The organism is Pseudomonas sp. PDM13 (assembly GCF_025685765.1).
Lineage (GTDB): Bacteria > Pseudomonadota > Gammaproteobacteria > Pseudomonadales > Pseudomonadaceae > Metapseudomonas > Metapseudomonas solani.
This window is the reverse complement of sequence record NZ_JAOTQU010000015.1, coordinates 63,932-79,759: the sequence shown is the minus strand read 5'-3', so window position 1 is coordinate 79,759 and position 15,828 is coordinate 63,932. Positions and strand designations below refer to the sequence as shown.

Annotated in this window: 14 protein-coding genes; 5 read left to right on the top strand and 9 right to left on the bottom strand. The window is 66.5% G+C overall.

What is annotated here, in order from left to right:
- Positions 1-111: 111 nt before the first annotated feature.
- Positions 112-516, top strand: a complete 405-nt coding sequence (locus OEJ36_RS16800; protein WP_263402478.1) for a hypothetical protein — start codon at positions 112-114, stop codon at positions 514-516.
- Positions 517-710: 194 nt separating this feature from the next.
- On the opposite strand, the gene OEJ36_RS16795 is transcribed toward OEJ36_RS16800, so the two are convergent.
- The 6 genes from OEJ36_RS16795 to dibA all read right to left on the bottom strand — a co-directional run bounded on the left by OEJ36_RS16795 (position 711) and on the right by dibA (position 7,066).
- The gene (locus tag OEJ36_RS16795) at positions 711-1,700 is read right to left on the bottom strand and encodes a sulfate/molybdate ABC transporter ATP-binding protein (protein ID WP_043245278.1); all 990 of its coding nucleotides are present in this window, start codon (positions 1,698-1,700) and stop codon (positions 711-713) included.
- A gap of 3 nt (positions 1,701-1,703) precedes the next feature.
- Positions 1,704-2,576, bottom strand: a complete 873-nt coding sequence (cysW, locus tag OEJ36_RS16790; RefSeq protein WP_263402477.1) for a sulfate ABC transporter permease subunit CysW — start codon at positions 2,574-2,576, stop codon at positions 1,704-1,706.
- A gap of 13 nt (positions 2,577-2,589) precedes the next feature.
- Positions 2,590-3,408 (bottom strand): sulfate ABC transporter permease subunit CysT, encoded by an 819-nt coding sequence (cysT, locus tag OEJ36_RS16785; protein WP_263402476.1) that lies wholly within the window; start codon positions 3,406-3,408, stop codon positions 2,590-2,592.
- A 157-nt stretch (positions 3,409-3,565) separates the two neighbouring features.
- Positions 3,566-4,576, bottom strand: a complete 1,011-nt coding sequence (locus tag OEJ36_RS16780) for a sulfate ABC transporter substrate-binding protein (protein ID WP_184491841.1) — start codon at positions 4,574-4,576, stop codon at positions 3,566-3,568.
- A 141-nt stretch (positions 4,577-4,717) separates the two neighbouring features.
- Positions 4,718-4,900 carry a sulfur starvation response protein OscA gene (gene oscA / locus OEJ36_RS16775; protein WP_021217924.1) on the bottom strand — a complete coding sequence of 61 codons (183 nt, stop codon included), beginning with the start codon at positions 4,898-4,900 and terminating at the stop codon, positions 4,718-4,720.
- A 225-nt stretch (positions 4,901-5,125) separates the two neighbouring features.
- Positions 5,126-7,066, bottom strand: coding sequence for a phosphodiesterase DibA (gene dibA, locus OEJ36_RS16770; RefSeq protein ID WP_263402475.1), 1,941 nt, complete (start codon positions 7,064-7,066; stop codon positions 5,126-5,128).
- Between the two features lie 166 nt (positions 7,067-7,232).
- On the opposite strand from dibA, the gene desA reads away from it, so the two are divergent.
- Positions 7,233-8,420 carry a delta-9 fatty acid desaturase DesA gene (gene desA / locus OEJ36_RS16765; RefSeq protein WP_263402474.1) on the top strand — a complete coding sequence of 396 codons (1,188 nt, stop codon included), beginning with the start codon at positions 7,233-7,235 and terminating at the stop codon, positions 8,418-8,420.
- 549 nt (positions 8,421-8,969) lie between these two features.
- Here desA and OEJ36_RS16760 read toward each other — a convergent pair.
- Positions 8,970-9,167 carry a hypothetical protein gene (locus OEJ36_RS16760; protein ID WP_263402473.1) on the bottom strand — a complete coding sequence of 66 codons (198 nt, stop codon included), beginning with the start codon at positions 9,165-9,167 and terminating at the stop codon, positions 8,970-8,972.
- Positions 9,168-9,263: 96 nt separating this feature from the next.
- The gene (locus OEJ36_RS16755; RefSeq protein WP_263402472.1) at positions 9,264-10,220 is read right to left on the bottom strand and encodes a LysR family transcriptional regulator; all 957 of its coding nucleotides are present in this window, start codon (positions 10,218-10,220) and stop codon (positions 9,264-9,266) included.
- A 168-nt stretch (positions 10,221-10,388) separates the two neighbouring features.
- On the opposite strand from OEJ36_RS16755, the gene OEJ36_RS16750 reads away from it, so the two are divergent.
- The 3 genes from OEJ36_RS16750 (at position 10,389) to OEJ36_RS16740 (ending at position 13,519) form a co-directional block, all read left to right on the top strand.
- Positions 10,389-11,450, top strand: coding sequence for an HlyD family secretion protein (locus OEJ36_RS16750; protein WP_263402471.1), 1,062 nt, complete (start codon positions 10,389-10,391; stop codon positions 11,448-11,450).
- On the top strand, positions 11,450-12,475 hold the full coding sequence (locus OEJ36_RS16745) for a DUF2955 domain-containing protein (RefSeq protein WP_411861021.1): 1,026 nt from the start codon (positions 11,450-11,452) through the stop codon (positions 12,473-12,475). The genes OEJ36_RS16750 and OEJ36_RS16745 overlap by 1 nt, the downstream gene beginning before the upstream one ends.
- Positions 12,476-12,550: 75 nt before the next feature.
- Positions 12,551-13,519 carry a GGDEF domain-containing protein gene (locus OEJ36_RS16740; RefSeq protein ID WP_263402509.1) on the top strand — a complete coding sequence of 323 codons (969 nt, stop codon included), beginning with the start codon at positions 12,551-12,553 and terminating at the stop codon, positions 13,517-13,519.
- Positions 13,520-14,210: 691 nt separating this feature from the next.
- Here OEJ36_RS16740 and OEJ36_RS16735 read toward each other — a convergent pair.
- Positions 14,211-15,818, bottom strand: a complete 1,608-nt coding sequence (locus OEJ36_RS16735; RefSeq protein ID WP_263402470.1) for an arylsulfatase — start codon at positions 15,816-15,818, stop codon at positions 14,211-14,213.
- Between the last annotated feature and the right edge of the window lie 10 nt (positions 15,819-15,828).

Sequence of the window (15,828 nt, the reverse complement as noted above, 5' to 3'; positions counted from 1 at the left end):
GGGGAATCCCGGCCATTACCTGGCAGGTAATCGACGCACTTCCCCGATCGGCGAATCCTGGCGACCAAGGCAACGGCAACCGCCGGGCCGCCCCCACCGAGGAGATTCGCCATGACCACCGTGCAACCGTCCCCCCTGCTGCGCCGCGTCCTGCAACTCGATGCCCTGCTCAGCGGTGCCGCCGGCCTGCTGATGACCCTGGGCGCCGGCCCGCTGTCGTCCCTGCTGGCGCTGCCCGTCGCGCTGCTCACCGGCGCCGGCCTGTTGATGCTGCCCTGGTGCGCCGTGCTGCTGTGGCTGGCCCGCCGCGAAACCCTGGACCGCCGCGCAGTGTGGGCGGTGATCGCGGTCAACGCCGTCTGGGTGGTGGACAGCCTCTTGCTGCTGGTCAGCGGCTGGGTGCAGCCGACCCTGCTGGGCCAGGCCTTCGTGATCGCCCAGGCGCTGGCGGTGGTGCTGTTCGCCGAGCTGCAGTTCTTCGGGCTCAAGCGCTCGGCCGAAGCGGTCTGTGGATAACTCGGGCACCCTGCCTTTTCGCGAATGGATTCGCTCCCACCAGAGGGCGGGGCCGTAGGTTGGCGCCGAGCTTGCGAGGCCCAACGGTGCCGGGGTCGGGTCCGTTGCGTTGGGCCTCATGCTTCGGCCCAACCTACATCTGCGCCCATGAAAAAGCCCCTCGGATGAGGGGCTTTGTCGTTGCGTCGCGGCGATCAGCCGTGGGCGACGGGCTGCCAGGCCTTGGGCTTGAAGTACAGGGTCTCGCCACGGGCGAGGCCGACCAGGCTGTCGTGGTCCTTGACCACTTCGGCTTCGATCAGCTCGTCCTGGCCGTCCACCTTCAGGGTCACCCGGGTGATGGCGCCGAGGGGGCGGATGTCGCGCACTTCGGCGGCCTGGTGCTCTTCCTCGGCCTCCTTGGACAGCGAGACCTCGTGGGGGCGGAACAGCACGTGGCGGTCATCGCCCAGCTGCAGGCGGTTGGAGTCGCCGAGGAAGTGGTAGACGAAGGGGCTCGCCGGCTTCTCGTAGACCTCGCCCGGGGAGCCGATCTGTTCGATCACGCCCTTGTTCATGACCACGATGCGGTCGGCCACTTCCATGGCTTCTTCCTGGTCGTGGGTGACGAACACGGAGGTCAGGTTGATCTCCTCGTGCAGGCGCGCCAGCCAGCGGCGCAGCTCCTTGCGCACCTTGGCGTCGAGGGCGCCGAAGGGTTCGTCCAGCAGCAGGATCTTCGGCTTCACCGCCAGGGCGCGGGCCAGGGCGATGCGCTGGCGCTGGCCGCCGGAGAGCTGCTCCGGGTAGCGGTCGGAGAGCCAGTCCAGCTGCACCATGTTGAGCAGCTCATGGACCTTCTCGGCGATCTCCGGCTCGCTGGGGCGCTCGCCCTTGGGCTTCATGCGCAGGCCGAAGGCGACGTTGTCGAACACGCTCATGTGGCGGAACAGGGCGTAGTGCTGGAACACGAAGCCGACGTTGCGATCGCGCACGTCGTGCTGCGAGACGTCCTCGCCGTGGAACACGATATTGCCGGCGTCCGGGGTCTCCAGGCCGGCGATGATGCGCAGCAGGGTGGTCTTGCCGCAGCCGGACGGGCCGAGCAGGGCCACCAGCTCGCCGCTGTGGATATCCAGGTTGATGTCGTTGAGCGCCTTGAAGGCGTTGAAGTTCTTGCTGACGTTACGGATTTCGATGCTCATGACTCACTCCTCATCAGCGCTGGATTTAAGACGGGACAAACGGGCCTCGCTCCACTGCTTGAGCAGCAGGATGACCAGCGCGAGGATCAGCAACAGGCTGGCGACGCTGAAGGCAGCGACGTGGTTGTACTCGTTGTAGAGAATCTCGACGTGCAGCGGCAGGGTGTTGGTCACGCCACGGATGTGGCCGGAAACCACCGACACCGCGCCGAACTCGCCCATGGCGCGGGCGGTGCACAGCACCACGCCGTAGATCAGGCCCCATTTGATGTTGGGCAGGGTCACGTGCCAGAACATCTGCCAGCCGTTGGCGCCGAGCAGGCGCGCGGCTTCTTCTTCCTGGGTGCCCTGTTCCTGCATCAGCGGGATCAGCTCACGGGCGACGAAGGGCACGGTGACGAAGATGGTGGCCAGGACGATGCCGGGAATGGCGAAGACGATCTGGATATCGCGGTCCGACAGCCACTCGCCGAAGTAGCCCTGGGCGCCGAACAGCAGCACGTAGATCAGGCCGGCGATCACCGGCGAGACCGAGAAGGGCAGGTCGATCAGGGTGACCAGGATGCTCTTGCCACGGAACTCGAACTTGCTCACGCACCAGGCGGCGGCGACACCGAACACCAGGTTCAGCGGCACCGAGATGGCCACGGCTATCACCGTCAGCTTCAGTGCGGCGAGGGCGTCGGGCTCGAAGATGGCGGCGAAGAAGGTGCCGAAGCCCTGCTTCAGCGCCTCGCTCAGCACGATGTACAGCGGCAGCAGCAGGAAGATGCCGAACACCAGCCAGGCGCCGGCGATCAGCGCGCGCCGGCCCCACACGTTGCCACGGCGGGCAGCGTTGGCGGAGGTGACGGCGGTCAGGGTTGCACTACTCATGACGTTGGCCTCCTCAAGGGGTTTCGATGCGGCGCTGCAGCAGGTTGATCAGCAGCAGCAGGATGAAGGAGACCACCAGCATCAGCACGCCGATGGCAGTGGCGCCGGTGTAGTCGTACTGGTCCAGCTTGACCATGATCAGCAGCGGCAGGATCTCGGTCTTCATCGGCATGTTGCCGGCGATGAAGATCACCGAGCCGTACTCGCCCACGCCACGAGCGAAGGCCAGGGCGAAGCCGGTCAGCCAGGCGGGCAGCAGCGCCGGCAGGAGGATGTGGCGGAACACCTGCAGCGGCTTGGCGCCCAGGCAGGCGGCGGCCTCTTCCACCTCGCGGGGGATATCGGCCAGCACCGGCTGCACCGTGCGCACCACGAAGGGCAGGGTGACGAAGGTCAGCGCCAGGGTGATGCCCAGCGGGGTGTAGGCGATCTTGAAGCCCAGGTCGGTGGCGAACTGGCCCACCAGGCCGGCCGGCGCGTACAGCGCGGTGAGCGCGATACCGGCCACGGCGGTGGGCAGGGCGAAGGGCAGGTCGATCATCGCGTCGATGATCTTGCGGCCGGGGAAGTCGTAGCGCACCAGGACCCACGCCAGCAGCGTGCCGATCAGGCCGTTGAGCACGGCGGCGGCGAGCGCGGTGCCGAAGCTGAGCTTGAGTGCGGCAATTACGCGGGGTGCGCTGATGATGTTCCAGAACTGCACCCAGGTGAGGTCGAAGGTCTTGAGGAACATGGCGCCCAGGGGAATCAGCACCAACAGGCTGAGATACACCAGGGTGTACCCCAGAGTCAGCCCGAAGCCGGGTATGACCGGGGAGATACGTCGAGACATCATCTGTCCTTTTTCTGCGTTGGAACGCTCAAGCCCGCCACCGGAATATCACCGGCCCGGGCACGGCAAAGGGAAGCTCGCGCTTCCCCTTGTCCGGGCGGGGCCTGCGCCCCACCCATTTTCTTGCAGCTTGCAGCTTGCAGCTTGCAGCTTCGGCTTATTGCGCCTGATAGATCTGATCGAAGATGCCGCCGTCGTTGAAGAACTTCGGTTGCGCTTCCTTCCAGCCGTTGAAGTCCTTGTCGACGGTCACCAGGTCCAGTTTCGGGAACTGCTTGGCGAACTCGGCGGCGACCTTCTCGTCACGGGGACGGTAGAAGTTCTTCGCGGCGATGCGTTGGCCTTCCTCGCTGTACAGGTACTGCAGGTAGGCTTCGGCGACCTTGCGGGTGCCCTTCTTGTCGACGTTCTTGTCGACCACCGAAACCGGCGGCTCGGCGAGGATCGACAGGCTCGGTGCAACGATTTCGAAGTTCTCGCCGCCCTGTTCCTTGAGTGCCAGGAAGGCCTCATTTTCCCAGGCCAGCAGCACGTCGCCAATGTTGTTGTTGACGAAGGTGATGGTCGAACCGCGGGCGCCAGTGTCGAGAACCGGAACCTGCTTGTACAGCGCCTGTACGTATTCCTGTGCCTTGGCGTCGCTGCCGTACTGCTTCTTGGCCCAGGCCCAGGCGGCCAGGAAGTTCCAGCGGGCGCCGCCGGAGGTCTTCGGGTTCGGGGTGATGACTTCCACGCCGGCCTTGGTCAGGTCGCCCCAGTCCTTGATGCCCTTGGGGTTGCCCTTGCGCACCAGGAACACGATGGTCGAGGTGTAGGGGGTGCTGTTCTGCGGCAGGCGGGTCTGCCAGTTTTCGGGGATCAGCTTGCCGAGCTTCTGCAGCTCGTCGATGTCACCGGCCAGGGCCAGGGTCACCACGTCGGCCTTGAGGCCGTCGATCACTGCGCGGGCCTGCTTGCCGGAGCCGCCGTGGGATTGCTGGACCTTGAGGTCTTCACCGCCCTGGGCCTTCCAGTGCTTGATGAAGGCGGCGTTGTACTCCTGGTACAGCTCGCGGGTCGGGTCGTAGGAGACGTTGAGCAGTTCGGTGGCGGCGGCGACCGGGCCGGCGACCAGGGTGGTGAGCAGGGCGCTGGCCAGGGTGGCCAGGGCGAAGCGGCGAATCGACATGGATGAAGCTCCTGAATTCTGAGTTTTTATGCTGTTGGCTAGGTTGTCTTTCAGGCGCGGCGGGCGTTCACGGCGCACGTCGCAGTCGACTCGGTTCGCGTCGCGGGTTGACCCCTCCGGCGACCCGGTCGGGTGTTCGGGTCAGCTGTTCTTGCCGGCGGGCGGTTGCAGGCGGAATTTTTCCTTGCGCTCGATCTGCACCACCTGGCCGTTGTGCACGGTGATCTCGACGGCACCGAAACGCAGGCCGTGCAGGGCACTCTGGATTTCACGCAGGATGCTGGCTTCGTCCTGGCCTTCGAGGCTGCGGAGTGTTGCGCTCATGGTCATGCTCCTTGGATGGGATGCCCGCGTCGGTGAACAGGGGGTTTCGCGTGGCTTGGGCGCATCTTAATCAGGGCATGAATATTCTTAAAAATACTGTTTAAGAATTTTTATATAACCAATGGTTAGATTTGGCCGAATCGCTCGGCGCCATGCTGGCCAGAGGCCCGCCCGCTGCGGGCGGAGGGACGCGCGGTGGGCGTTGGCCCACCGGGAGGGAAGGGGTCAGAGCAGGCTGATCTGTTGCGGGGTGGCGCCGCTCGAAGGGGAAAGCTGCCAGGCTTCCTCGAGCTGCTGGGCCGGCTGCGGGCGGCTGAACAGGTAGCCCTGGCCATGGTCGCAACCCAGGCCACGGAGGAAGTCGGCCTGGCGCTGGTGCTCGATGCCTTCGGCCAGCACCTCCAGGCCCAGGCTATGGCCCAGGGCGGTAACGGCCTTGGCGATGGCGATGTCGTCGCGGTCGTCGGGCAGGTTCTGCACGAAGCTCTGGTCGATCTTCAGCTTGTGCACCGGCAGGCGCTTGAGGCGTTGCAGGGACGAGTAGCCCGTGCCGAAATCGTCGATGGCCAGGCGCACGCCGAGCTTGCACAGGCGGTCGAGCAGCTCCAGGGCGGTGTCCGGGTCCTCCATCACCGCGCTCTCGGTGATCTCCAGCTCCAGGCGCCCCGGTTCCAGGCCGGTGTCGGCGAGCACGCGGGCGACGCGGGTGTCCAGTTCGCCACGGCTGAACAGGCGGCAGGACACGTTCACCGCGATGAACGACAGCTGCATGCCGCGCTCGGTCCAGTCGCGCATCTGCCGGCAGGCACGCTCCAGCACCCAGGCGTCGATGGCGCCGATCAGGCCGCTTTCCTCGGCCACCGGCAGGAACTCCGCCGGCGGCACCAGGCCGCGCTGCGGGTGCTGCCAGCGCACCAGGGTCTCGACGCCGATCAGGCGGCCATCGGCCAGGTCGTGGATGGGCTGGAACACCAGGCGCAGCTCGTCCTGCTCCAGGCCCTGGCGCAGTGCGGTGACCAGCTCGACGCGCTGGCGCGCCTGCTCGGTCAGCTCCTGGCTATAGAAGGCAAAGGTCTCGCGGCCCACGCTCTTGGCCTTGAACAGCGCCGAGTCGGTGTTGCGCAGCACCTGCTCGACGTTCTCGGCATCCCCCGGGAACAGGCTGATGCCCAGGCTGGCGCTGATGAACAGGTTCTGCTCGGCCAGGTGGAAGGGCGCGGCCAGGCACTGCTGGATGCGGCCGGCGAGGTCCGCCGCCTGTTCGGGGCCGGAGTCCTCGCAGAGCAGGCCGAACTCGTCGCCGCCCAGGCGCGCCAGGGTCATGCCGCCGGCCATCAGGGTGGCGAGGCGCTCGCCCACCGCCTTGAGCAACTGGTCGCCATGGTTGTGGCCGAGGCTTTCGTTGATGTGCTTGAAGTGGTCGAGGTCCAGCAGGATCACCGTGCCCTCGCTGCCTTCCCGGCGGGCGCGCTCCAGGGCGTGCTCGACGCGCTCGGTGAACAGCAGGCGGTTGGGCAGGTTGGTCAGCGGGTCGTGGTGGGCCAGGTAGTCCAGCTCGTTCTGCGAACGCTTGATTGCGCTGACGTCGGAGAACACCGCCACGTAATGGGTCAGCAGGCCGTCCTCGTCATGGATGGCGCGGATGTTCTGCCACAGCGGGTACACCTCGCCGTTGCGCCGGCGGTTCCACACCTCGCCGCTCCAGGCGTGGCGGTTCTTCAGGGCGTTCCACATCGACTGGTAGAAGGCCGTGTCGTGGCGGCCGGACTTGAACAGCACCGGGGTCTGCCCCAGCACCTCGCTCTCCTCGAAGCCGGTGATGCGGGCGAAGGCACGGTTGACGTGGACGATGCGCTGCTCGGCATCGGTGACCAGCACCCCTTCCTGGGTGGCGTCGAACACCGCGGCGGCCTGGCGCAGGCTGCTCTCCTGCTCGCGGCGGGCCTGCAGGTAGGCGCGCAGGCGACGCATGTGCAGGCACACCAGCAGGTACAGCAGGCCGCTGGTGACCGCCACGAAAAGCAGCCCCTTGGCCGACTGCAGCAGCTCCAGGCGGCTGCCGTCGGGGCTCAGCAGGGGCAGCAGATGGTCGCTGAAGAGTATCCAGGCGCTGGCGAGGAGGAAGTAGGGCAGCACCAGTTTCACGGCGCTGAGCTTGGGTTTCATAGGTGAGTCGAGGCCATGCCAGATGTGATCGGTTTCGCATTATAGATGAATGGAGATTCATCTCTTTCTTATCTAAAGAACAGGATGGTTTTCTCACAATTCATGGGGATAATGCCGGTGTTTGTCCGACAACCTCGCCCTTCCTTCCCCCGAGGCTACGCACTCCATGTGGTACAACGGTTTTCTCGATCTGTCGCTGTGGCAACTGGTGGCAGCCACCCTGGTGATGACGCATATCACCATCGTCGGCGTCACGGTCTACCTGCACCGCTATTCCGCCCATCGCTCCCTGGAACTGCACCCGGCGCTGAAGCACTTCTTCCGCTTCTGGCTGTGGCTGACCACCGCGATGAACACCCGCGAATGGACCGCGATCCACCGTAAGCACCACGCCAAGTGCGAAACCGTCGACGACCCGCACAGCCCGGTGATCAAGGGCCTGGGCACCGTCCTGCGCCGCGGCGCCGAGCTGTACCGCGAAGAGGCGGAGAACGAAGAGACCCTGCGCATCTACGGCAAGAACTGCCCGGATGACTGGCTCGAACGCAACGTCTACTCGCGCTACCCCCTGGGTGGCGTGTTCCTGATGGCGGCCATCGACCTCGCCCTGTTCGGCGTCGCCGGCATCACCATCTGGGCGGTGCAGATGATGTGGATCCCGGTCTGGGCCGCAGGCGTCATCAACGGCCTCGGCCACGCCGTCGGCTACCGCAACTTCGAATGCCGCGACGCCGCCACCAACCTGGTGCCCTGGGGCATCCTCATCGGTGGCGAAGAGCTGCACAACAACCACCACACCTACCCGAACTCGGCCAAGCTGTCGGTGAAGAAGTGGGAATTCGACCTGGGCTGGGCCTGGATCAAGCTGTTCAGCTTCCTGCGCCTGGCCAAGGTGCAGCGCGTGGCGCCCATCGCCCACCGCGTGGAAGGCAAGGGCAGCCTGGACATGGACACCGCCATGGCCATCCTCAACAACCGGTTCCAGATCATGGCGCAGTACCGCAAGCTGGTGATCGCGCCCCTGGTGAAGCAGGAACTGGCCAAGGCCGACGAGTCGGTGCGCCACCTGTTCCGTCGCGCCAAGCGCCTGCTGTCCCGCGAGACCAGCCTGCTGGACGAACGCCACCATGCGCGCATCGCCGCCATGCTGGAGCAGAGCCAGGCGCTGAAGGTGATCTACGAGAAGCGCCTCGCCCTGCAGCACATCTGGGTCAAGACCAGCTCCAACGGTCACGACATGCTCGAAGCCATGAAGCAATGGGTGCACGAGGCCGAGGCCAGCGGCATCCAGTCGCTGCGCGACTTCGCCGAGCAGCTCAAGACCTACTCGCTGCGCCCGGCCGCCACGGCCTGATCGCAACGACCCCGAAAAAGGCCGGCCATTGCCGGCCTTTTTTTTATTGGCGTGTCCGTAGGTTGGCGCCGAGCTCGCAAGGCCCAACGCAGCGGTGCTCGCTGGTGCCTCTTCGCGAATGAATTCGCTCCTACGGGAGAGGGGCGAGGCGTCAGTGTGTGGGGCGAGTCCGCTTGGTGGATAGAAGAGCGCTATCCACCCTACCCAGCGGGGAAGTCCGTGCGGGCACGAGCTGTCAGGCGATGTAGGGTGGACCCCGCTTCACCGGTCCACCGCTGCGGGGTTGGGCCGTGCTCCGCGCCGTGCCATCTGTAGGAGCGGCTTCAGCCGCGAAAGACTCACCGCCGTCTCCCTGCTGCGTGTGGCTGGATACTCCATCGCGAATGAATTCGCTCCTACCCTCCCACTCCCACCTGCACCGCCCACACACGCCTGTCCCTGAAACGCGGCCAAAAAAAACCGCCCGGGGGGAGGGCGGCTGGAACAAGACGTCGACAAAGGAGCAATCACATCGACGTCAGGAGGTCAGGAGGAGGTGGAGCGGGTCGATCAGCTGTCCTGGTCGGCGTCGGCCTTGCGCTCGGTGCCTTGCTTGGCGATGGCCTGCTGCTGGGCGGCGTCCTGGGCGCGCTGCTCATACTGGGCATTTCGCGCAACAAAGGCGGACGACTCTTCGGCGAAGGAGAACTGGGTGAAGGACAGGGCGAAAGCGGTGAAAGCGGCAGTAACAAAGAGATTGCGTTGCATAGCGTGATCCTCGGCGGGATGCATCTGGAAACCGAGGCCATCTTAGGCGGGGGGCCGGCGGCGAAAAACCACGGCCCAGGTGAAGCACAATTGCCTCTAGCGCAACAATTGCGTGCGCACGGCCCAGTGGCGCGGGTCGTCCAGCACCGCGTCGTCCTGGGCGAACAGCGGCGGCAGCTCGGCCTTGAGGAAGTCCACCCAGGTCCTGATCTTGGCGTCGAGGAAGCGCCGTGACGGGTAGATCGCATAGATGTTGCGCTCGCGCAGTCGGTGCTCCGGCAGCAGGCGCAACAGCGTGCCGTCGCGCAGCGGCTGGCAGGCGACGAAGGAGGGCAGCAGGCAGAAGCCCATGCCCGCCTGGGCGGCGCGGGCCAGGGATTCGGCGACGTTGACCTGGAAGGCCTCCGCCGGCAGCACGTCGAACTCGCCATCCGTGCCCTGCAGCACCCAGTTGTCCTGGTAGAGCGGGTCCAGCAGGCGCAGGTAGCGGTGATGGCGCAGGTCCGCCGGGCCCTTGGGCACGCCGTGCTTCTCCAGGTAGCCCGGGGACGCACAGACCACGCTGTACATCTGCCCCAGGGACTGCGCCACCATCTGCGAATCCGGCAGTTCGCGGGCGAAGGTCAGCACCACGTCCTGGCCGTCCTCCAGCGGGTCGGGGTTGCGCTGCGACAGGGTCAGGTCGATCACCACCTCCGGGTACAGCTCGGTGTAGCGCGCCACCAGGCCGGTGAGGTGCTGCAGGCCGAGCCCGGTCATGGTGTGCACCCGCAGCCGGCCGCTGGGCTTGAGGTGCGCGCCGCGCGCCTCGGCGGCGGCCTGGTCCACTTCGTTGAGGATCGAGCGGCTGCGCTGCAGGTAGCGCTCGCCCACCTCGGTCAGCGCCAGGCGCCGGGTGGTGCGGTGCAGCAGGCGTGCCTGCAGCTGCTGCTCCAGTTCGGAAACCAGCCGCGAGACCTGCGCGGTGGAGAGGTCCAGCGCCTGCGCCGCCGCGGTGAAGCTGCCGGTCTCAATGACGCGAACGAACACACGCATGCTGTTCAGGGTGTCCATTGTTACTCCTCGCGCAAGGCTGATTCTCGAAGGGCGCTGATTATCCAGGAAACGCCGGTAAATATACTGCCAGCCCTGAGCTGTTTGCCGTTTTACCGGATCACCGCCCATCGCCCCGTTCGCGGGCATCGCGGCAACACCGGTCCGCCCTGTATTTCCGAGGTATCCATGACCCCCGATCAAAGGTTCGCCCGCCGGGTGCGGAGCGCCATTGCGGCCTTCGTGCTGCTGTTCGTCTATTTCCTCGCGGCCGACCTGTGGATGCCCATCACCCCCCAAGCCCAGCTGACACGCCCGGTGCTGCGCCTGGCGCCCCGGGTCAGCGGCCAGGTGCTGGACATCGTCGTCAGCAACAACGCCCATGTGCAGGCCGGGCAGCTGCTGTTCCGCCTCGACCCCGAGCCCTTCCGCCTTGCCGTCAACGCCGCCGAGCTGGCGCTGGAGCAGGCCGCCCAGGACAACGCCGAGCTGGATGCCAGCCTCGCCGCCGCCCGTGCCGACAAGCTCGCCGCCGACGCCTCGGCCCAGGAGCTGGCGCGCGAGACCGAGCGCCTCGGCAAGCTGGTGGCCAGCCAGCACGTCTCCCGCCAGCTGTTCGAGCAGACCCAATCCCAGCGTGCCGCCGCCAGCGCCAAGGTGGCCGCCGCCAGTGCGCGCATCCACCAGCTGGCCGCCGAGCGCGGTGCGGCGGGCGACGACAACCTGCGCCTGCGCCAGGCCCGCAACGCCCTCGACCAGGCCCGCCTGCAACTGCAGTACAGCGAAGTCCGCGCCGAGCGCGCCGGCACCCTGAGCAACCTGCAGCTGTCCCCGGGTGCCTTCGTCGCCGCCGGCAGCCCGGTGGCCGCGCTGGTGGCCGATGAGGCCGATGTCAGTGCCGACTTCCGCGAGAAGGCCCTGCGCTACGTGGGCCTGGGCGATGGCGCCAGCGTGGTGTTCGACGCCCTGCCCGGGCGCATTTTCGCGGCGCGGGTCAGCGCCATCGACGCCGGCGTCAAGGAAGGCCAGCTGGACGCCAACGGCGACCTCGCGGCCCCCGCCACCTCCGACCGCTGGGTGCGCGACGCCCAGCGCCAGCGCCTGCACGTGCTGCTGGAGGCGCCCCCGGAAGCGCCCCTGCCCAGCGGCGCCAAGGCCACGGTGCAGCTCTACCCCCACGAGTCGCCCCTGGCCGCCTTCTTCGGCCGGGTGCAGATCCGCCTCATCAGCCTGCTGCACTACATCTACTGATGACGCGCCCGGCCCTCAGCGAGAACGGCCTGCGCCAGTGCCTGCGCCTGGCCTGCGGCGGCACCCTCGGCCTGTTCGTGTGCAAGCTGATGGGCTGGGACAACGGCTCGTTCTTCTGCGTCTACCCCATGCTGCTGCTGGGCCTGGTGCCCACCATCAATGCCCATGTGATCCGCCAGTTCCTCGCCCAGGCGGTGCTGGTGAGCCTGGAGACGCTGGTCATCTACGGCCTGTTCGGCGACCGCCCGATGCTCATCGTGCCCCTGGTCTTCGCCGCCTTCCTCTGGCGCTTCAGCCTCATGGCGCGCGGCCCGCTGTTCATGTTCGGCGCCCTGGGCTGCGTGTTCCTTTCCATGCAACTGCACTTCGCCAGCTACCCCGAAACCCACCTCTACGACCTGGTGGCCAGCAACCTGGTGGCCGCCGGTCTCACGGTGCTGATCGCCTGGCTGATGTTCTTCCTCTTTCCCGATGCCGAGCCCCGCGAGCCGCGCACCCCGCCGCCCAAGGACCTGCCCAGCCAGCGCCACGAAGCGCTGCTCGGCGCCTGCATCGCCACCCTGTCGTTCATCCTCTTCCAGACGTTCGACCTGAAGGATTCGCTGTCCGCGCAGATCGCCTCGATCCTGGTGCTCTTCCCCATGCACTGGAACGGCATCCGCTTCGCCGGACGCATCCGCGCCCTCGGCACCATGCTCGGTTGCCTGATCGGGCTGGTGCTGCAACTGCTGCTCTACGACCACTACGACGTGCTACCGCTCGTCGCCTCGCTGTACTGGATAGCCGCCTTTTTCTGTGCCCGAGTGCACGTATTGGAGGGTGCGCAGGGAATCGGCTTCGGCGCGCTGACAACTTTGGCCATCGTTTTCGGTCAATACCTGACGCCGAGTCACGACATGATGTTCAGCCTGGCCTATCGGCTCAGTTCGGTTTGCGTTGCGGTATTCATCACCCTGCTTGCGGTGTTCGTCCTGCACCGCCTGTTCAACCGTTTTGCAGCCATTCGTCACCAGAGTCATGCCTGACGCCGGCCACTCATGCCCGCCGCTTCGTCGTGGGCGTAACGTGACCCGAATACGCGAAGGCAGGCTATGGGCCGGATGGAAAACTTCGAGGAAACACCCAGCGAGCTGGAAAAGCTGACCCTGGCACTGCTGCACAGCCGTGGCGAGGTGGAACGCCTGCGCGAACGCGAACTGCTGTTCAACAGCCTGCTGGGCAGCGTCAACGCCGTGCTCTGGGCCTTCGACTGGGACGCGCAGAAAATCATCTACGTCAGCCCGCACTACGAGCGCATGTTCGGCCGCCCGGCCGAGCTGCTGATGGTGGACTTCAACGAGTGGCGCAACTGCATCTACCCCGACGACGTCGAGTACGCCGCGCGCAGCCTTGCCGAGGTGCTCACCAAGGGCGCGGTGGAGGTGCGCGAGTACCGCATCATCCGCGGTGACGGCCAGGTGCGCTGGCTCAGCGACAAGTGCTTCGTCAGCCGCCAGGGCCAGGCCGGGCAGAGCACCCTGGTGGTGGGCATCGCCGAGGACATCACCGAGAAGAAGACCCTGGAGGCCGAGCTGCAACGCCTGGCCACCACCGACGTGCTGACCGGCACCAGCAACCGCCGGCACTTCTTCGAATGCGCCCAGCGCGAATTCGATGTGGCCGAGCGCTACGAACGGCCCCTGGCCTTCCTGCTGCTGGATATCGATGACTTCAAGAAGATCAACGACACCTACGGCCACCAGGTGGGTGACCTGGTGCTGCAGCGCATCGCCCAATGCGGCGCCGGCGCCCTGCGCCGGGTCGACCATTTCGGGCGCATCGGCGGCGAGGAATTCGCCGCCGTATTCCCCGGCTGCGACCCGGCCCAGGCCCTGCAGGTGGCCGAGCGCCTGGAGCGCGAAGTGCAGCGGCTGTCGTTCAGTGCCAGCGGCCAGGTATTCAGCGTCACCCTCAGCCAGGGCCTCACCACCCTGCGCCCCGGCGACACCCTGGAACACCTCTACGCCCGCGCCGACGAAGCCATGTACACCGCCAAGCGCAGCGGCAAGAACCGCATCGTCCCGGTCTAGCCGCCCCGGTCGCACGCTGCACCGTAGGTTGGTGCCGAGCGTAGCGAGGCCCAACGCAGCGGCCTTCAACCTCGCCGTGTTGGGCTGCCTTCCGTAGGGTGGGCTTCAGCCCACCGCAGGTGGTTCACCGGAGCCTTGGGGCAAGGGCGAGCCGAGGTGCAACGGCGCTCCCCTTTCGCGAATGAATTGGCTCTGTCTGCGTTAAGTGTTGCTAGAAGATTTGGACCCAGCTGATTGCCGAGTTTTGTTGGTGCTTCTGGTTTCGCCCACCCGGGCGAGTCCCTTTTCCAGTCGTTGAAAAGGAACCAAAAAACTCGCCCCATCATCCGGCCCCGGCTTCGCCAGGGTTCCCTCACTCCATCGCCGCTCTGGGGGCCGGCGCGATGGGCCATCCATGGCCTGGCGCGCCTCTCGCGGCATCCATGCCGCTCGTCCCCCGGCGCAACGACTGCGTTCGGCCTCCTGGAGGGGCGTTGGCGGCTGCTCCAACTTTCTTCGTCCAGCGCATCGCCACGTGGTGCGCACGGGCTTTCGTAGGATGGTGTAGAGCGAAGCGAAACCCATGCGGTGGAGGTGGAAGAAATCCATAAGTGCCCGGAAAGCACCGTGCTTGAGGGCTTGCATTAAAACCACAACAGCTAACGCCGACAGAGCCAATGAATTCGCCCACAAGCACGCTCTGCTGTTGCCCCTACGGCTGGAACGGCGATTCGCTGAGGATCACCCCGGTCTCGTCCACGTAGCGCTGCCAGGCCTCGATCAGCCCGGCCAGGGCTTCCGGCCGTTCCTGGGCCAGGTCGTGGATCTCCCCCGGGTCCTTTTCCAGGTCGTAGAGCTGCCAGGTTTCCGGGCCCACCGGCGCGGGCAGGTACACCGCCTTGAGGTGGCCCTGGCGGATGGCGCGCATGCCGAACAGCTCCCAGCCGGTGACCGTTTTCTCGTCATGCACCCGGGGCGTCTCGCCCGAGAGGTAGCCCAGCCAGGAGCGCCCACGCACCGGCGCCACCTCGCGGCCACGCCAGCGGGTGCCCGGGTGGCGCACGCCGGCCAGGTCCAGCACCGTGGGGGTGATGTCCATCACCGTGGAAAACACCGGGCTGATCTGCTTCTGCCGCTGCAGCTGTGGATAACGCACCAGGGCCGGCACGCGGATGCCGCCCTCGGTGGTGAAGGCCTTGTACAGGCGCGACGGCGCAGTGGCCGCCTGGGCCCAGCGCGGGCCGTACCAGACATAGGAGTTGGCGCGGCCGATGTTCTCCAGGCTGTTGTCGTAGTGCTGGTCGAGGAAGCTCTTCAGGTTCGGGCCGAACTTGGGGAAGGCCTCCAGCAGCGCGCCCTCGGCACCGTTGTCGGACATGAAAAGGATGAAGGTGTCGTCCTCCAGCCCCTGCTGGCGCAGGTAGTCCAGCACCCGGCCGATGTTCCAGTCCATGCGCTCCACCATGGCCGCGTAGACCTCCATGGTTCGCGCCGACACCTGGCGTTCCGCCTCGCTCAGCGCGTCCCACTCGGCGCTGATGGCCCGCACCGGGTGTGCTTCGACGTCCGCCGCCACCAGGCCCAGCGCCTTGAGCTTTTCCAAGCGCTCCAGGCGCAGCGCCTCGGGGCCGGCGTCGTAGCGGCCGCGGTAGTTATCCACAACCTCGGCGGGCGCCTGCAGCGGCCAGTGCGGGGCGGAGAAGGGCAGGTAAGCGAAGAAGGGGCGGCTCTGGTCGCGTTCCTTGAGGTACTGGATCAGCTTGTCGCCAAAGGCATCGGAGGAATAGAAGCCCTCCGGCAGCTGGTCGATGAAGCGGTCGTCCTCGACGTACAGCGCCGGCGTCGCCTTGAGGATGCCCGGCGTGCTGGCATCGTAGGGCGGCTCGTAGCCGTAGTGGTTGGCCGCGCCCGGCAGCAGCGAAAAGGAGCGCTCGAAGCCCCGCGCATGGGGCGCGCGCTCGGCGGTCAGGCCCAGGTGCCACTTGCCGGACATCAGCGTCTGGTAGCCGGCCTCGCGCAGCAACTCGGGCAGCGCCACCACGCGGTCGTTGAGGTAACCCTCGTAGCCCGGCTTGCCGATCAGCTCCGGGGTCAGCGCCTCGGCCATGGTGCCGATGCCGGCGATATGGTGGTCGGTGCCGGTGAGCAGCATCGAGCGGGTCGGCGAGCAGGTGGGCGCGGTGTGGAAGTCGGTCAGGCGCAGGCCGTCGAAGGCCAGGCGATCCAGGTTCGGCGTGGCGATCTCGCCGCCGAAGGCACCGAGGTCGGAGAAACCCAGGTCGTCGGCGACTATCACCAGGAAGTTGGGGCGTTTGCTCATCCAGCGTTCT